17 protein-coding genes are annotated in these 15,241 nt (G+C 72.0%); 9 read left to right on the plus strand and 8 right to left on the minus strand.

Features of this window, described 5'->3' with window-relative positions:
- Nucleotides 1-17: 17 nt before the first annotated feature.
- Complete coding sequence (locus L3Q67_RS33515) at nucleotides 18-995, minus strand: hypothetical protein (RefSeq protein WP_499185414.1); 978 nt, start codon at nucleotides 993-995, stop codon at nucleotides 18-20.
- 182 nt (nucleotides 996-1,177) lie between these two features.
- Between L3Q67_RS33515 and L3Q67_RS33520 the strand changes: the two genes are divergently transcribed.
- A complete protein-coding gene (locus L3Q67_RS33520; RefSeq protein WP_499185415.1) occupies nucleotides 1,178-2,182 on the plus strand; it encodes a helix-turn-helix transcriptional regulator in 1,005 nt (334 codons plus the stop codon).
- Complete coding sequence (locus tag L3Q67_RS33525) at nucleotides 2,182-3,456, plus strand: RNA polymerase sigma factor (protein ID WP_499185416.1); 1,275 nt, start codon at nucleotides 2,182-2,184, stop codon at nucleotides 3,454-3,456. The genes L3Q67_RS33520 and L3Q67_RS33525 overlap by 1 nt, the downstream gene beginning before the upstream one ends.
- Here L3Q67_RS33525 and L3Q67_RS33530 read toward each other — a convergent pair.
- The gene (locus tag L3Q67_RS33530) at nucleotides 3,453-4,472 is read right to left on the minus strand and encodes an aldo/keto reductase (RefSeq protein WP_499185417.1); all 1,020 of its coding nucleotides are present in this window, start codon (nucleotides 4,470-4,472) and stop codon (nucleotides 3,453-3,455) included. The genes L3Q67_RS33525 and L3Q67_RS33530 overlap by 4 nt on opposite strands.
- Before the next feature lie 21 nt (nucleotides 4,473-4,493).
- Complete coding sequence (locus L3Q67_RS33535) at nucleotides 4,494-5,444, minus strand: helix-turn-helix transcriptional regulator (RefSeq protein ID WP_499185418.1); 951 nt, start codon at nucleotides 5,442-5,444, stop codon at nucleotides 4,494-4,496.
- Nucleotides 5,445-5,548: 104 nt separating this feature from the next.
- Here L3Q67_RS33535 and L3Q67_RS33540 point away from each other — a divergent pair, with 104 nt between their 5' ends.
- Nucleotides 5,549-5,971, plus strand: coding sequence for a VOC family protein (locus L3Q67_RS33540; protein ID WP_499185419.1), 423 nt, complete (start codon nucleotides 5,549-5,551; stop codon nucleotides 5,969-5,971).
- A gap of 10 nt (nucleotides 5,972-5,981) precedes the next feature.
- Nucleotides 5,982-7,079, plus strand: coding sequence for a winged helix DNA-binding domain-containing protein (locus L3Q67_RS33545; RefSeq protein ID WP_499185420.1), 1,098 nt, complete (start codon nucleotides 5,982-5,984; stop codon nucleotides 7,077-7,079).
- Between the two features lie 2 nt (nucleotides 7,080-7,081).
- On the opposite strand, the gene L3Q67_RS33550 is transcribed toward L3Q67_RS33545, so the two are convergent.
- Nucleotides 7,082-7,633 carry a PadR family transcriptional regulator gene (locus L3Q67_RS33550; RefSeq protein ID WP_499185421.1) on the minus strand — a complete coding sequence of 184 codons (552 nt, stop codon included), beginning with the start codon at nucleotides 7,631-7,633 and terminating at the stop codon, nucleotides 7,082-7,084.
- Nucleotides 7,634-7,759: 126 nt separating this feature from the next.
- Here L3Q67_RS33550 and L3Q67_RS33555 point away from each other — a divergent pair, with 126 nt between their 5' ends.
- Nucleotides 7,760-8,536: an alpha/beta fold hydrolase gene (locus L3Q67_RS33555; protein ID WP_499185422.1), complete on the plus strand. Its 777-nt coding sequence runs from the start codon at nucleotides 7,760-7,762 to the stop codon at nucleotides 8,534-8,536.
- Here L3Q67_RS33555 and L3Q67_RS33560 read toward each other — a convergent pair.
- A complete protein-coding gene (locus L3Q67_RS33560) occupies nucleotides 8,518-9,006 on the minus strand; it encodes an anthrone oxygenase family protein (RefSeq protein WP_499185423.1) in 489 nt (162 codons plus the stop codon). The two genes, L3Q67_RS33555 and L3Q67_RS33560, sit on opposite strands and share 19 nt — an antisense overlap.
- Before the next feature lie 36 nt (nucleotides 9,007-9,042).
- Complete coding sequence (locus L3Q67_RS33565; RefSeq protein ID WP_499185424.1) at nucleotides 9,043-9,930, minus strand: Rossmann-fold NAD(P)-binding domain-containing protein; 888 nt, start codon at nucleotides 9,928-9,930, stop codon at nucleotides 9,043-9,045.
- 145 nt (nucleotides 9,931-10,075) lie between these two features.
- Between L3Q67_RS33565 and L3Q67_RS33570 the strand changes: the two genes are divergently transcribed.
- Together L3Q67_RS33570 and L3Q67_RS33575 are read left to right on the plus strand one after the other, a co-directional pair.
- Nucleotides 10,076-11,056, plus strand: coding sequence for an AraC family transcriptional regulator (locus tag L3Q67_RS33570; protein ID WP_499185425.1), 981 nt, complete (start codon nucleotides 10,076-10,078; stop codon nucleotides 11,054-11,056).
- Nucleotides 11,057-11,089: 33 nt separating this feature from the next.
- Nucleotides 11,090-11,587 (plus strand): VOC family protein, encoded by a 498-nt coding sequence (locus L3Q67_RS33575; RefSeq protein WP_499185426.1) that lies wholly within the window; start codon nucleotides 11,090-11,092, stop codon nucleotides 11,585-11,587.
- A gap of 384 nt (nucleotides 11,588-11,971) precedes the next feature.
- Here L3Q67_RS33575 and L3Q67_RS33580 read toward each other — a convergent pair whose 3' ends face one another.
- Together L3Q67_RS33580 and L3Q67_RS33585 are read right to left on the minus strand one after the other, a co-directional pair.
- Nucleotides 11,972-12,181: a hypothetical protein gene (locus L3Q67_RS33580; protein ID WP_499185427.1), complete on the minus strand. Its 210-nt coding sequence runs from the start codon at nucleotides 12,179-12,181 to the stop codon at nucleotides 11,972-11,974.
- A gap of 265 nt (nucleotides 12,182-12,446) precedes the next feature.
- A complete protein-coding gene (locus L3Q67_RS33585) occupies nucleotides 12,447-12,938 on the minus strand; it encodes a GNAT family N-acetyltransferase (protein ID WP_499185428.1) in 492 nt (163 codons plus the stop codon).
- Between the two features lie 170 nt (nucleotides 12,939-13,108).
- Here L3Q67_RS33585 and L3Q67_RS33590 point away from each other — a divergent pair, with 170 nt between their 5' ends.
- Nucleotides 13,109-14,731, plus strand: a complete 1,623-nt coding sequence (locus L3Q67_RS33590; protein ID WP_499185429.1) for a DEAD/DEAH box helicase — start codon at nucleotides 13,109-13,111, stop codon at nucleotides 14,729-14,731.
- Nucleotides 14,728-15,222 carry an SWIM zinc finger family protein gene (locus tag L3Q67_RS33595; protein ID WP_499185430.1) on the plus strand — a complete coding sequence of 165 codons (495 nt, stop codon included), beginning with the start codon at nucleotides 14,728-14,730 and terminating at the stop codon, nucleotides 15,220-15,222. Before L3Q67_RS33590 ends, L3Q67_RS33595 begins: the two co-directional genes overlap by 4 nt.
- Nucleotides 15,223-15,241: the final 19 nt, after the last annotated feature.

Genomic DNA, 15,241 nt, shown 5'->3' on the forward strand with positions numbered 1-15,241 from the left:
GAGGCCGGACCGGGTACTCAGGGGCCGCAGCGCCACTGCACCGGGCGCTCGGACATCGACGGACGGTCGTAGGCCGTGCCGCCGAAGATGGTGCCGTCGCTGCTGATCGAGGCCAGGCGCAGCCCACGCAACTGCGGATGCGGGGGCAGTTCCACGGGCTGTCCGTCGATGATCGCCAGCGCGCCGGCATTCGCGCCCTCACCGACCATCCAGCCGCGCTCGTTCACCGCGTCGACCGAGAACTGCAGTTCGTCGACCTTCTCCGCCGTGCCGTCGGGGAGGTTCCAGCGCACCGAACCGCCCGCGTACCCGATCACCCACGGCCCGGTGATCCGTTCGGCACCCGCCTTTTCGGTCGGCGGCACCCCTGCCGGACGCGGCAGCGGACCGTGGGTGCCGTCCGGCCGCCAGGTGTAGGCGTCCACGCCGAGTTCACCGACGATCGTGCCGTCCGCGGCGATGTCCAGTGCCCGGCCGGTCTGCCCGCCCGGCCGCGGCAGATCCGTCATCCCGGTCCCGTCGGCGGCCCAGACCACCGGCACCGCGACCGGCGGACCGTTCGGCGTCGGCTCCAGCCTGCTGCCCACGACCTGCCCGGCCTCGCCGATGGCGGTCGCCACGCCCGCACCCGGCAGTTCCCGGACCACACCGTCCCGGTACACCCAGGAGTGACCGTTGGTGGCACCGACGCCGTCGCCGCGGGAATTCAGGTCGAGCAGGGCGCTGGGCGCGTCCTCGACGGTCCGCGAGATCGCGCCGTCCCGCCAGATCACCGCCGTGCCGTCGACCGGATCGAGGCCGGTGATCGCGAAGCCGGTCAGCGTCCGGCCCTCGGGCGTGGCCCCGTCCACCGTGGCCGCCACCGTTCCCGCCGGAGTGGGCAGTTCCCCGATCTCACACGCGGCGGGCACCGCCTCCGCCGACACGCCGGCGGTCTGGCTGAACACCCCCGCCACGGTCAGCGCGACCACCACGAGGCCACTCGCTCCGGACATCACGGCCCGCTCCTTTCGCCGGCGGGTATCGCTGCCACCACACTAGCCAGCGGGAGACGCCGGACCTGTTCGGTCTTCCACTGCCCGGTAAGGGCTGAAGCGCCTGGTGCGCACCAGGGCCGCCCTGCCTCCGCCGCCAAGTAGGACCGGAGCTGTCCTAGAGCGCTGGCATGCTGGTCGTCATGACCGACGCCAAGCCCGCCACCGCACGGCTGCTCAGCCTGCTCTCGCTGCTGCAGACGCCGCGTGAATGGCCCGGCAGCGAGCTGGCCGGGCGCCTCGGGGTCAGCCCGCGCACCATCCGGCGTGACGTCGACCGGCTGCGCGACCTCGGCTACCCGGTCGAAGCCAGCATGGGCGCCGAAGGCGGCTACCGCCTCGTCGCCGGGGCGGCCATCCCGCCGCTGCTGCTCGACGACGAGGAAGCCGTCGCCATCACCCTCGGCCTGCGCACCGCCGCGGGCGGCGCGATCACCGGCATCGAGGAAGCGTCCGTGCGCGCGCTGACCAAACTCGAACAGGTCCTGCCCTCGCGACTGCGGTACCGCGTGAGCGCGCTCAGCGGCGCCACCGTGCCCGCGCTGACCCCGGGCGCCTCGATGGTCGACCCAGCCGTGCTCACCACCATCGCCGCCGCGATCGCCAACCGCGAACGGCTGCGCTTCGCCTACCTCACCAACGAAGGCGCCGACGGCAAGCGCCACGCCGAGCCACACCGGCTGGTCTCCGCCGGGCGCCGCTGGTACCTGGTCGCCTTCGACCTCGAGCGCGACGACTGGCGCATCTACCGCGCCGACCGCATCCGCGACCCGCTCGCCACCGGTGCCCGCGCCCAGCCCCGCGAACTTCCCGGCGGCGACGCGGCCGAGTTCCTCACCAGCCGGATGTACTCCCTCACGCCCGTCTACGAAGCCGACGCCACCCTGCACCTGCCGATCGAGCAGGCCCGCGCCCGCCTCGGCGACCCCACGAGCACCCTCGAACCGATCGACGAGCACACCTGCCGCCTGCGTGGATACGGCGACACCCTGGAATGGCTCGCCTCCCGGCTGGTGATGCTCGGCTGCGAGTTCGAGGTGCACGGGCCGCCCGAGCTGATCGCGCACCTGCGGGAGATCGCGGCCAGGGTGGGCCGCGCCGGCGGGGTCGCTTGCGACGGCGGCGACGGGGATGCTGTGATTCGGTGATGACGGCTACCGAAACGCACGCCGCGATCGAGGCGGTCTGGCGGATCGAGGCGGCCAGGCTGATCGCCGGGCTGGCCAGGATGGTGCGCGACGTCGGCCTCGCCGAGGAACTGGCCCAGGACGCGCTGGTGGCCGCGCTCGAGCAGTGGCCGGAAAGCGGGGTGCCGCGCAACCCCGGCGCGTGGCTGATGACCATCGCCAAACGCCGCGCCATCGACCAGATCCGGCGCCGCGAAACCCTCGAGCGCAAGATCGAGGTGCTCGGCCACGACATGGAGACCGACGCGCCCAACGCGCCCGAGGACGCCGTGCTCAACGGCGACGACATCGGCGACGACCTGCTGCGCCTGGTGTTCACCGCCTGCCACCCGGTCCTGAGCACCGAAGCCAGGGTCGCGCTCACCCTGCGCATGCTCGGTGGGCTGACCTCCAAGGAGATCGCCCGCGCGTTCCTCTCCTCCGAATCGACCGTGCAGCAGCGGATCGTCCGCGCCAAGCGCACGCTGGCCGAGGCCAAGGTGCCGTTCGAGGTCCCCGAGGAAGCCGAACGCGCCGAACGCCTCGCCTCGGTGCTCGAAGTGATCTACCTGATCTTCAACGAGGGCTACTCGGCCACCGCGGGCGACGACTGGCTGCGGCCCGCCCTGTGCGAGGAAGCGCTGCGGCTCGGCCGGATCCTCGCCGAGCTGACCCCGAAGGAATCCGAGGTGCACGGCCTGGTCGCGCTGATGGAGATCCAGGCCTCCCGCTCCCGCGCGCGCGTCGGCCCCCACGGCGAACCGGTGCTGCTGCTCGACCAGGACCGCACCCGCTGGGACCAGCTGCTCATCCGCCGCGGGCTCGACGCGCTGGAACGAGCCGAAGCGGCGAGCCCCGCGCTCGGCCCGTACGGGCTGCAGGCCGCGATCGTCGCCTGCCACGCCCGCGCCCGCACCGCCGAGGACACCGACTGGCGGCGGATCACCCAGCTCTACGACGACCTCGCCGTCCTGTCCGGCTCCCCGGTGGTGGAACTGAACCGGGCCGTCGCGCACTCGATGGCCTTCGGCCCGGCCGCCGGGCTCGCCCTGGCCGACCCGCTGCTGGCGGAACCGTCGCTGAAGAGCTACCACCTGCTGCCATCGGTCCGCGGGGACTTCCTGGCCAAACTCGGCCGGTTCGACGAGGCCCAGGCCGAATTCGAACGGGCAGCGGACATGACCAGGAACGAACGCGAACGCACCCTGCTCACCGACCGCGCCGCCGCCTGCGCCAAGGGAGAAGCCCCGGCCTAACCCCGGTGGTAGTCCACGACAGCGTCGCCGTGGGCGTACTTCTCACCGTCGAAGTCGTGCGGGAACTCGGGGGAGAGGGCACTGGCCTCGTCGAGGCGCCGCAGCTCCTCCGGTTCGAGGTCGACCAGCCCCAGGTTGTCGGCGAGCTGGGCCTCGTTGCGGATACCGACGATCGGGATCGTCAAGGCACGCGCCTGCTGCGCGCGCAGCCACGCCAGCGCCACCTGGCTCGAACTGGCACCGCGAGCTTCGGCGACGGCGTTGAGCGCGTCGGCGATGGCCAGCTCCCGCTCGGAAATCTCACCGCCCGCGCGGCGCCCGTCGGCCGGGCGTTCGCGGTCCGAGCCGTAGCGGCCGGTCAGCAACCCGCCGCCGAGCGGCGCCCAGCCGGTCACCGCGAGGTCGAGCGCCTTGGCCATCGGCAGCAGCTCCCGCTCGACCGTGCGCTCCACCAGGCTGTAGGGCACCTGGATCGCGGAGAACGGGGTGAGCCCGCGTTCCTCGGCGATCGTCACCGCGCGCGAGACCAGCCACGCGGGCGTGTCGGAGATCCCCAGGTAGAGGACCTTCCCCGAGCGCACGAGCTCGTCGAGGGCGACGACGACCTCTTCGATCGGGGTGTAGCCGTCCCAGATGTGCACCCAGTACAGGTCGATGTAGTCGGTGCCCAGCCGGCGCAGGCTGTCCTCCACCGCGCGGCGCAGGCTCTTGCGGTGCGTGCCACCCGCGTTGGGATCGGCCGGATCGGTGCTCAGGCCGTACTTCGTGCCCAGCACCCAGTAGTCACGCGTCGCCCGGATCAGCTCGCCGACCACCCGCTCGCTCTCACCACCGGCGTAGCGGTTCGCGGTGTCGAGGAAGTTGCCGCCCGCTTCGGCGAACCGCTTGAGCGCGCCGTCCGCCTCACCGGCGGTCGCCACACCCAGGTCGGGGAAGCCGAACATCATCGTGCCCAGGCAGAGCTCGGACACTCGCACGCCGCTGCGGCCGAGCAGGCGGTATCGCATGGTGGTCATGTGGTGATTATTCAAGCTTGACTATTCAAGGTCAAGGGCGCCCCGGGTATAGCGGTCGGCCAGTTGCGCGAAGGCCTCGCTGAGTTCGACCGGGCCGACGACCTGCATACCGGCGTCGAACCGGCCGAAATCGGCCGCCAGCGCCACCCACGACCACGAGCCCAGGACCAGCCGGCAGCGATCCGGCCCGAGTTCTTCGACCACCCCGTCGCGGGAATACGGGATCACTTCGGCGGCCGGAAGCTCCAGGATCACTTCGCCACGGCACGGCCAGTTGCCCGAGCCGTCCGCGCCGTGGAACCGGTTCACCAGGAACGTGGCCACGTCACCGCCGGGCAGTTCACGCGGGGTGAAGCGCGGCCCGGTGGGGGTGCGCGGCGTGAGCCGGTCGACGCGGAAGGTGCGCCAGTCCGCCCGGTCGAGGTCCCAGGCGAGAAGGTACCAGCGGCCGCCCCGGGTGACCAGGTGGTATGGCTCCACCCGCCGCGGCTCGGCCTGCTGGTGGTAGTCGAAGCGCAGCACCTCCCTGGCATGGACGGCGGAGCCGAGCGCAGTCAGCACCCCGCTGTCCACCCCCGGCTCCGCCCTGGCCACCGCGGTGACCTCCAGCGTGTCGATCCGGCGGCGCAGCCGGGCCGGCATCACCTGGCGAACGGTGGTCAGCGCCCGGGCCGCGGCCTCCTCGATCCCGGCGCCACTGGTGGTGGCGATCCGGAGCGCGACGGCCAGCGCCACGGCCTGCTCGTCGTCGAACAGCAGCGGCGGCAGTTCGGTACCGGCGTCGAGCCGGTAGCCACCGTCGGGACCCTTGACGGCCGCGATCGGATACCCGAGTTCGCGCAGGCGGTCGACATCTCGGCGCACGGTCCGCGGGCTGATGTCCAGCCGCTCGGCCAGCAGCGCCCCCGGCCAGTCCCGGCGGGCCTGCAGCAGCGAGAGCAACGACAGCAGCCGCGCTGAAGTTTTCGGCACGCGGTTCATTCTGCCCGAAGAAGAGGCCACAACCTGGCCGCTACCCCTGACATCGTTCAGTACAGACCGGGCAGGGAGCCCGGTCGAAGCGAAAGGGGCCGGACATGTCGGTCAAGACCACCCTCCACCTGAACTTCCGCGGCGAAGCCCGAGCGGCGCTGGAGTTCTACCAGTCGGTCTTCGGTGGTGACCTCGCCGTCGTGACCTACAAGGACGCCGGCAACCTCGACGAACCGGCCGAGGCCGACCAGGTGATGTGGGGCCAGGTCGCCGCGGGCAACGGCTTCCACGTCATGGCCTACGACGTGCCCGCGCGCCTCGCCTTCGACCGCGGCGAGAACTCGTTCTTCGCCTCGGTGCGCGGCGAGAGCGTCGACGAGATCACCGGCTACTGGGAGAAGCTCACCGGCGGCGCGACGGTCGTCCAGCCACTGGGCCCGGCGGGCTGGGCACCCGTCTATGGAATGCTCAAGGACCGCTTCGGCGTGGTCTGGGTCCTGGACGTCGTGAGCGACTACAACGGCTGAGGAACCCACCATGACCGTGCTCACCGCCCGGGCGCTCAACCGCGCCACGCTGCACCGGCAGCTCCTGCTCGAACGCGCCGACCTGCCGGTGCTCGACGCGATCGCCCACCTGTGCGGTCTGCAGGCGCAGGAACCGCAAGAGCCGTTCACCGGGCTCTGGTCGCGGGTGCGCGGGTTCGGCCCGTCAACGCTCTCGGACCTGCTGACCAGCCGGGAAGCGGTGCGGACGCACCTCATGCGCCGCACCGTCCACCTCCTGACCACCGAGGACGTGCTCGCCTGGCGGACACGGCACGACGCCATGCTGCGCCAGCGCGTGCTCGGCACCTACCGCCGCGAACTCGGCGGCGTGGACCTCGACGAACTGGCGGCGGCGGGCCGCGCGGTCATGGCCGACGGTGAACCACGGTCGATGAGCGAACTGGCGCGGGCGGTGGCCCGGCGCTGGCCGGAACCGGGACCGCGGCCACTGGGCGAACTGCTGGTCGCGGCCCTGATCCCGATGGTGCAGCTGCCCCCGCGCGGGCTGTGGCGGACGAAAGGGGGAGTACGCAACCTCCCACTGGCGTCCTGGGTGGGGCGCGAGGTCGCCCCACCCGCGCCCGAGGGCACCGATCCGGCCGGGGAAGCGCTGGTCCGGCGTTACCTGGCCGCTTTCGGCCCGGCCGCGACGGCTGATCTGCGTGCCTGGAGCGGACTCGCCGGACTGCCCGCCGCGGTGTCCGCGGTCCGCGGCGAACTGGTCGGCTTCCGCGACGAGCGAGGCCGCGAACTGCTGGACCTGCCCGGCGCCCCCCGTCCCGACCCGGACACACCCGCGCCGGTGCGGTTCCTGCCGGCGTTCGACAACGCGATCCTCGGCTACCACGACCGCGGCCGGATCATCGACGACGAGCACCGCGGACTCTCCGTCGCGGGGGAGCGCGTCGTCCTGGTCGACGGCCGGGTCTCGGCGATCTGGACCGTCGGCAAGGACACCGGCACGGTGCTCGTCACCCCGCTGCGGCCCTTCTCCCGGACCGAACGCGAGGAGGTCATGGAGGAAGGTTCGGCGCTGGCGGCGTTCCTGTCCGACAAGGACAGCGACCGCGTGGAGCTCACCGGCTGAGCTCAGGCGTAGTCGCCGTCCTCCAGGCGGTCGGCGAATTCGGCCGCCCACGTGGCTTCGCCGTCGAGCTGGGCCGCTTCGAACCGGTAGCTCTCGGCGACGTGCCGCGGGATGGGACCGCCGGCCAGGATCGACCGGACTCCGTCGCGGATCGACCCGGCCCGCGCCCGCAGCTCTTCGGCACGCCGCCGCATCGCCGCGGCCAGTTCTCCGGCGGGCAGGTGCGGGAAGAACGCCAGGCCGATCAGCAACGGGTGGTTCGGCACGCGGGTGTCCCACAGGTTCTCCCGCAGCAGCCGCTGGAACTCCGCCTCGCCCGCGTCGGTCAGCCGGTAGGTCGTGCGCTCGGGACGCGCGCCCTGCCGGTCGGTGCCGACGACCTCGAGCAGCTCTTCCTTCTCCAGCGACTTCAGCGCGTTGTAGATCGAGCCGGGCGCGACATTGGCCCACTCCGCCGCGCCCCAGGACAGCAACTCGCGGCGCAGGTCGTACCCGTGCACCGGCCCGGTCTCGCGGAGCGCGCCGAGCACGAGCAGCCGTGTGGTCGCGGCCATCAGCCGTTCCGCCCGATCATGGACCCAGATTACTCAGCGCGATCTTTCCGTTCGATCCGGAACTGTCGGTGTGCCGTGCTTGGGTTCGTCGTGAGGGCGAAAACGCCGTCTGACGAGGGAGGACACATGGGCGAGCACATCGGGTCGAACGGCACGCGCACCTGGTACGACGTCCAGGGGGAGGGCGAGCCGCTGGTCCTGCTGCACGGCGGGTTCAGCGACGCGCGGGAGTTCACCGGGAACCTGGACGCGCTCAACGAGCACTTCCGGGTGTTCCGGTTCGACCGCCGCGGCCACGGGCGCACCGCCGACGCCCCGGGGCCGATCACCCACCAGCGGATGACCGAGGACACCATCGCGTTCCTGGAGCAGGTCGTGCGCGAGCCGGTGCGGCTGGTCGGCTACAGCGACGGCGGGTTCATCGCGCTACTGGTGGCGCTGCGCCGCCCGGACCTGGTGCACCGGCTGGTGCTGATCAGCTCCGCCTTCGCCACCGAGGGCTTTGTGGTGCAGCCCGACCCGGACGGGCAGATGCCGCAGGAGCTGATCGACTCCTACGGCGAGGTCTCCCCGGACGGCGCGGCACACTTCCCGGTGGTGTTCCGGAAACTGACCGACCCGGCCAACCCCGACCCGTCCCGCACCGCCGGCGAACTGAGCGGGGTGGGCTGCCGGACCCTGGTCGTCGCCGCGGACGACGACCTGGTCCACGCCGAACACACACTGGCCCTCTACCGGGGCCTGCCCGACGCGCAACTGGCGGTGATCCCCGGCGCCTCCCACGCGATCCTGCAGGACCAGCCCGAGCTGACCACCGCGGTCGTCACCCGGTTCCTGACCACCGACCCGGCACCCACGCTCATCCCGATCCGCCGGGCCCCCGCTCAGGCCGTGGCCCCGTAGGCGATGGTCAGCGCGACGGCGGCACCGGTGCAGGCGAAGGTGCGCAGATGATTCCACGCGGTCCAGCGGGACAGGTACCGCTCCCGCCAGAAGGTGACGCCGTCGGCGCTGCCGGCGTCCGCCGCGTCGAGGGCGTTGTTCAGCGGCACGTTGAACACCATGGTGACGGCGAACATGCCGAGCACCAGCAGCAACGCGCCCCCGAGCCGCCACCCGCCGCCCGGCTGGTCGGAAAACGGGGTGACCACCACGAGGAACAGGCAGATCACCGTGGTGCTGCCGAACACCAGGCCGAACAACGGGTTGAGGATCCGGCGGTTGACCCCCTGCATCGCGGTGATGCCCTGGGCCGGCGGCAACTGGCCGAGCACGGTCATCATGAAGGTGGAGAAGACGAAGAACAGGCCGCCGTTGAGGCCCGCGCCGACGGCGGCGGCCAAGGTCAGTGCGGAAATCAGCGCGTCAGGCATCACGGGCTCCTTGAAAGCTTGCGGGGAAGCAGAATTTCACAGCTGCCGGTAGGCGTGGGCGAGTTCGGGCACGAAGTCCTCGAACCGCGTCGGCGTGGAGTTCTCCGCGGTGCGCTCGCCGGTGGCGGCGACCGTGCCGTCGCTGAACGCGGCGGTCATCTCCACGTGCAGCCGCGCCGAATTCGCCGAGAAACCGGCCTGCCGCAGAGTATCGGCCATCTCCGAGGCCGGCATCGGCACGTACGGCAGCTGCGGCAGCCCGAGCGCCTCGCCGAGGATGCGGGTCGCCTCGGTGTAGCTGAGGTCGCGCTCGCCGAGCAGTTCCCGCACCACCACCCCGGTCCAGTCTCGCTTGCGCAGCGCGTCCGCGGCGACCTCGGCGATGTCCCGCGCGGCGATCATCGGGATCTTCGCCTCCGGCGCCACCGAATCGGCGTTGATCCCGGCTTCCTTGATCAGCCCGAGCACAGCGTGGAAGTTCTCGAAGAACGAACCCGGCCGCAACAACAGCACACTGGTGTTTTCCAGCTCGCGCAGCCGGCGCTCCTGCGTGTGGAGGCTGGTGATGAACCCCGTGCCGGACGGGCGGTCCGCGCCCACACTGCTCAGCGAGACCACGTGCCGCACCCCGGCCCGGCGGATCGCCTCGACGATCGCCTCGCCCTTGCGGTCCTGCTCGGCGTGGAAGTCTTCGACGTCCGGCGCCGTGTGCAGCAGCGTGTAGACCGCGTCGGCGCCGCGGAAAGCCTCGGTCAGGAACTCCGCGTCACCCGCGTCGCCGACGGCGAGTTCGGCACCGGCCGCCCGCAACGACTCCAGCCGCTCGGCCGAGCGGCCCACGGCCCGCACCGATTCGCCCGCCGCCAGCAGCAGTTCGGCGATCTTGCCGCCGGTGTTCCCGGTCGCGCCCAGAACGGTGATCATGGTGTCCTCCTTGGTGGGGTTCTTGCTGTGCGTCCAACTATGGCCGGGCACCGCTGGACAAACCATGATCGTGCATCGCGGTTTCCTGCTCGTTCGTCCAGTAGTCGTGGACGATCGATCTTCCGGGGCCGCATACTCGACAACCATGAAGACGGGCGACATCCCAGCGCCGGCGGATCCACTCGGCGAAGCACTGCACTTCCTGCGGATGAGTGGCGCGTTCTACTGCCGCTCCGAGTTGAGCGACCCGTGGAGCGTGACCATTCCGGCGATCCGGGACTGCGTGTGGTTCCACGTCATGACCGCGGGCAGCTGCACACTGGCGGTCGAGGGTGCCGAGCCGCGCGAACTGCGCCCCGGCGACCTGGCGCTGGTGCCGCACGGCCGCGGGCACACCCTCTGGACCGACCCCGGCCTGCGGCCCAACGCGATCGAGTCGCTGCCGCACGAGTACGTCAGCGACCGGTACGCGATCCTGCGGCACGGTGGTGGCGGCCCGGTGGGCGGCATCATCTGCGGCGCGGTCCGCTTCGACCACCCCGCGGCCAGCAAACTGATCGAACTGCTGCCGCGGCTGATCCACGTGGCCGCGGTCGACTCCCCCCACGCCGAATGGTTGCAGAGCAGCCTGCGGCTGATGATCGCCGAGGCCGCCCAGCCGCGCCCCGGCGGCGAAACGGTGATCACCCGGCTGTCGGACATCCTCGTCATCCAGGCGATCCGGTCCTGGATGGAGACCGACCCGGTGGCGCGCACCGGCTGGCTCGGCGCACTGCAGGACCGCCAGATCGGGCGGGCGATCTCGCTCATCCACCGCGACGCCGCCCGCGATTGGACCGTCGCCGCGCTGGCCGACGAGCTGGCCATGTCGCGCTCGGCGTTCGCCGCCCGGTTCACCGAGCTGGTCGGCGAGCCCGCGATGCACTACGTCACCCGGTGGCGGATGAACGTCGCGCTGAGCACCCTGCGGGAGGACGGCGCCACCGTCGCGGAACTGGCGGGCAAGCTCGGCTACCAGTCCGAGGCGGCGTTCAGCCGCGCGTTCAAGCGGGTGATGGGGGTGTCGCCGGGCTCGGTCCGCCTTCGCGAACGAAGTAGGACCGAAGCTGACCTACTTGCCTTCTAACTTGGGGTCCACCACGACACCGAGGAGAACGACATGAGCAAGACCGCCGCCGTGAACGGGGTTCCCGCCGGGTACACCACCGTCACCCCGTGGATCATCTCGGCCGACACCGGCAAGCTGATCGAGTTCGTCACCGCGGCTTTCGGCGCCGAGGAAGTGTTCCGCGTCGCCGACGAGCACGGCTACATCGGGCACGCCGAGTTCAGGATCGGCGACGCCATGGTGATGGCCTTCGACAAGCGTCCCGACTGGCCGGACACGCGGAGCTTCCTGCGCCTGTACGTGGCCGACTGCGACGCCACCTACCAGCGCGCCCTCGACGCGGGCGGACGTTCGTTCACCCGGCCCACCACCGCACCGTTCGGCGACCGGGTGTGCCGGGTGCTCGACCCCTTCGACAACCTCTGGTGGGTGCACACCCGCGTGGAGGACGTGGACCCAGCCGAACTCGAGCGCCGCGCCACCGACCCGGAGTGGATGGCCGCCATGGCGTACCTGCAAAGCGCCGACCTGGCCGACCTCGCCCGGTAACCAGCCCAGGCGCCGGACATCGGCTCGACGCGCCGGGCAACCGCCCGATCACGCCGACCCGATGCCCGGCGCCCGCGGCCACCACCGCAGCGGTACTGACAGCCGCGCGCCTGCGGCACCACCGCAGCGGGCCCCACACCCGGCGGCGATGCCGCCCAACTCGCGCCCGCGGCGGCGGCCGCATCGCGGGCGGTGCTAACCACCCCGTCCGGCGGCGGCCACCATCGCGGCAGGGCCAACCAGCCCCGTGCCCGACGGCGGCCACCGTCGCGGGCCTGGCAATCAGCCCACACACCCGCCGCAGCCACCGCCCATCGCGGGAGGTGCTGACCAGCCCGCGCCGGCGACCACCATTACGGCAGTGCCGACCCACCCGGCGACCGCTCATTGCGGGCGCTGCCGCCAGCCCGCGTCCACGCTTGCGGCGACCATCGCGGCGATGCTGACCAGTCCGGCGCCCGGCAGCGGCGCCATCGCGGGCGGTGGCGACCAGCTCCCGAACCCGGGCAGCGGCCACCGTCGCGACGGTGCTGACCAGTCCGCGCCCGGCGGCGACCGCCAGTAGCGGTGCGGGCGCTGCCGATCAGCCCGCACCCGCGGCCACCGTCGCGGCGGTGCTGAACAGCCCTGCGTCCGGCAGCGACTCCATCGCGGGCGGTGGCCACCAGCCCCCGAACCCGGCGGCGGCCACCGTCGCGACGGTGCTGACCAGTCCGGCGCCCGCAGCGGCGCCGCCATCGTGCGATGCCGAACACGGCAGCGGGCGCAGTCGCAGCGGTGCTGATCAGCCCGAAGCGCCCGCGCCAGCGATTGCCCCAATGCCCGGCGGGGCGCCATCGCGGCAGGGCACATCAGCTGGTTAGCGGAGGCGTTCGAACCAGCGCACCGGCCATTTTTCGCCGTAGACCTCGCGTTGGGTGGGCATTCCCTCCATCCGGTGGAAGCCCGCCTTCTCCGCGACGCGCTGCGAGCCGAGGTTGTCCGCGTGGGTGTAGAGCCGGAGTTCGGTGATCGGCCAGTGGGTCAGCGCGCGGGCGCACAGTTCGTCCAGAGCCTGCGTCGCCACGCCTTGGCCGCGGGCCTGCGCGCTCACCCAGTAGCTGACGACCGCGGTGTCGCCGTTGCGCAGGGCGGCGACATTGGCCAGTCGCTGACCGGAAATCGCGTTCACCGCGACGAAACCGAGTTCGTCGTCCGAGCTGGTGAGCCGGTCGAGTGCTTTCCGGAACTCCTCCACGGTCAGCGTGGCGGACTCGGTGGTGAACCGGCGGATCTCCGGATCGGCGACCTGCCGCACGTACCACTCGGCGTCGTCGGGCGACCAGTCCCGCAGGGCGATTTCGGTAGGCACCAGCGCTCCGGTCGTTTCGTCGCTAAGCTGATCAATCGATGACCCTAGTCCTGCCAGGGCGGCTTCAAGCCTGTTTTGTCGTGGAAGCCGAAAAATTCGCCTGGTGGGGGGTTGACAATCCGGCGGCCGCCGTGTCTCGGGTGGGCTTACCCGGCGGCGAGCCGACGAACTTGCGCCTCGCGCTTCCGGTGGACGGCGAAGTGGTCCCGGCCGAGGTCCCGGCGGTTCTCGTGGCGCCGGAACCGGCGCTGACAGCGCTGGCGGAGTGGGCACCACCACCTGACGCGGGGGAGTCGGTGCACGCGTGGTCGCGGATCGCCGCCGCGTTGCGCCGCGGGGCTCCGGCGGACGAGCTGAGCCTGCCCACCGCCGGGCACGCCGCGCTGGGACTGGACGGGACGACCATCTGGTCCGCCAAGGCCGCCGTCGACGCGGCCCGCCGCAGCCTCACCGCCGAGGGCATCGCGCTGCGGCCGTACCAGCGCGCCGGGGTGGCGTGGCTCCAAGGCGCCGACGGGGGCGGGGTGCTCGCCGACGAAATGGGCCTCGGCAAGACGGTGCAGGCCATCGCCCTGCTCGCGGCCCGCCGCGCTGGGCCGCACCTGGTGGTCTGCCCGACCTCGCTGCTGGGCAACTGGGCCCGCGAACTCGCGAAGTTCGCCCCCGAGATCACCATCGGCGGCGGCGAACCCGGCTCGGTCGAGCTCATCAGCTACGGCCGCATGCGCTCCGGCGCCGAACGGCTCGCCGCGATCGCGTGGGACGTGGTGGTGCTCGACGAAGCCCAGCAGATCAAGAACCCCGACTCGCAGACCGCCCGTGCCGCGCGCACGCTCGACGCCCGGCTGCGGGTGGCGATGACCGGCACGCCGGTGGAGAACCGGCTCGACGAACTCTGGTCGCTGCTCGCGTTCACCAACCCCGGCGTGCTCGGCACCCGCGCCCGCTTCCGCCGCCGGTTCGCCACCGCCGTCGAGCAACGGCGCTCCAGTTCGGCCGCCGTGCGCCTGCACGAGGTCGTCGGACCGCACATCCTGCGCCGCCGCAAGACCGAGGTCGCGCCCGAACTGCCGCCCAAGCTCGAAGTCACCGTGGTCTGCCGGATGACCGGCGAACAGGAACGCCGCTACCGCGCCGGCCTGGACGACGCCTTCCGCGACGGACTCGGCTCCGGCATCGAACGCCGCGGCCGCATCCTCGCCCTGCTCACCCGGCTCAAACAGATCTGCAACCACCCCGAACCCTCGGCCGAGCAGCTCGACGGCCGCTCGGGCAAACTCGACCGCGTCACCGAGATGCTCGCCGAGATCGCGGACAACGGCGATCGCGCGCTGGTGTTCACCCAGTACCGCGAAACCGGCGAGATGCTCGGCAGGCACCTCGGCGCGCCGTTCCTGCACGGCGGGCTCTCCCTGCCCGCCCGCGAGGAACTGATCCGCCGGTTCCAGGAGGACGACCAGGCACCCCCGGTGCTGATCCTGAGCCTGCGCGCGGCCGGGTTCGGGCTCAACCTCACCCGCGCCACCCACGTCGTGCACTACGACCGGTGGTGGAACCCCGCGGTCGAGGACCAGGCCAGCGACCGCGCCCACCGCATCGGCCAGACCCGCGCGGTCACCGTGCACACCCTGCTCACCGAACGCACGCTGGAGGAGACGATCGCCGAACTCCACGCCGGGAAACGCGACCTGGCCGGGATCGCCACCGGTGAGACCCGCACGATCGAGAAGGACCTGGCGAAGCTGTCCGACGAACGGCTGCGGGAAGTGCTCGAACCGGGAACGCGCCGATGAGCGGGGAATTCGGCATCACCGTCTGGGGCCGCGACTGGGTGCGCCTGGCCGAGCCGACGTCGGTCACCCGCCCGGACTCGCGCCTGCCCAAGGCCCGTTCGCTGGCACGCCGGGAACAGGTGCGAGAGGTCGGCTTGGCGCCCGGGGTGGTCACCTCCGCGGTCGACGGGCACCGGGTGCGGATCACCGTGCCGCAGTGGGACGCCGCCACGCTCGAAACCGCCCGCGAGAAGCTGCGCGGGGACGACCTGCCCGACGCCGCGCACGCCGATCTGCCCGGCATGAGCCAAGTGCGCGCGGACTGCGACTGCGCCCAGCGCCGCAACCCGTGCCTGCACGCACTGGCCACCTTCTACGAGGTCGCCCGGCGCCTCGACGAACGCCCCCGCCTCGCGGTGGTGCTGCGCGGGCTCACCGGCCACGCCCCGGCCAGGGACGCCAGCCGCATCCCCCTCGGGCTGATCGACCCGAACACCTTCTACGGCGGCTGAACCGTGCCAGGATCGGCTG

The sequence above is a fragment of the Saccharothrix sp. AJ9571 genome, assembly GCF_021725495.1.
Lineage (GTDB): Bacteria > Actinomycetota > Actinomycetes > Mycobacteriales > Pseudonocardiaceae > Amycolatopsis > Amycolatopsis magusensis.

What these genes read in the sequence shown, in the direction of transcription:
- L3Q67_RS33515 (WP_499185414.1), bottom strand. Translation starts at nt 995, where the DNA reads ATGTCCGGAGCGAGTGGCCTCGTGGTGGTCGCGCTGACCGTGGCGGGG.
- L3Q67_RS33520 (WP_499185415.1), top strand. Translation starts at nt 1,178, where the DNA reads ATGACCGACGCCAAGCCCGCCACCGCACGGCTGCTCAGCCTGCTCTCG.
- L3Q67_RS33525 (WP_499185416.1), top strand. Translation starts at nt 2,182, where the DNA reads ATGACGGCTACCGAAACGCACGCCGCGATCGAGGCGGTCTGGCGGATC.
- L3Q67_RS33530 (WP_499185417.1), bottom strand. Translation starts at nt 4,472, where the DNA reads ATGACCACCATGCGATACCGCCTGCTCGGCCGCAGCGGCGTGCGAGTG.
- L3Q67_RS33540 (WP_499185419.1), top strand. Translation starts at nt 5,549, where the DNA reads ATGTCGGTCAAGACCACCCTCCACCTGAACTTCCGCGGCGAAGCCCGA.
- L3Q67_RS33545 (WP_499185420.1), top strand. Translation starts at nt 5,982, where the DNA reads ATGACCGTGCTCACCGCCCGGGCGCTCAACCGCGCCACGCTGCACCGG.
- L3Q67_RS33550 (WP_499185421.1), bottom strand. Translation starts at nt 7,633, where the DNA reads ATGGCCGCGACCACACGGCTGCTCGTGCTCGGCGCGCTCCGCGAGACC.
- L3Q67_RS33555 (WP_499185422.1), top strand. Translation starts at nt 7,760, where the DNA reads ATGGGCGAGCACATCGGGTCGAACGGCACGCGCACCTGGTACGACGTC.
- L3Q67_RS33560 (WP_499185423.1), bottom strand. Translation starts at nt 9,006, where the DNA reads ATGCCTGACGCGCTGATTTCCGCACTGACCTTGGCCGCCGCCGTCGGC.
- L3Q67_RS33565 (WP_499185424.1), bottom strand. Translation starts at nt 9,930, where the DNA reads ATGATCACCGTTCTGGGCGCGACCGGGAACACCGGCGGCAAGATCGCC.
- L3Q67_RS33570 (WP_499185425.1), top strand. Translation starts at nt 10,076, where the DNA reads ATGAAGACGGGCGACATCCCAGCGCCGGCGGATCCACTCGGCGAAGCA.
- L3Q67_RS33575 (WP_499185426.1), top strand. Translation starts at nt 11,090, where the DNA reads ATGAGCAAGACCGCCGCCGTGAACGGGGTTCCCGCCGGGTACACCACC.
- L3Q67_RS33595 (WP_499185430.1), top strand. Translation starts at nt 14,728, where the DNA reads ATGAGCGGGGAATTCGGCATCACCGTCTGGGGCCGCGACTGGGTGCGC.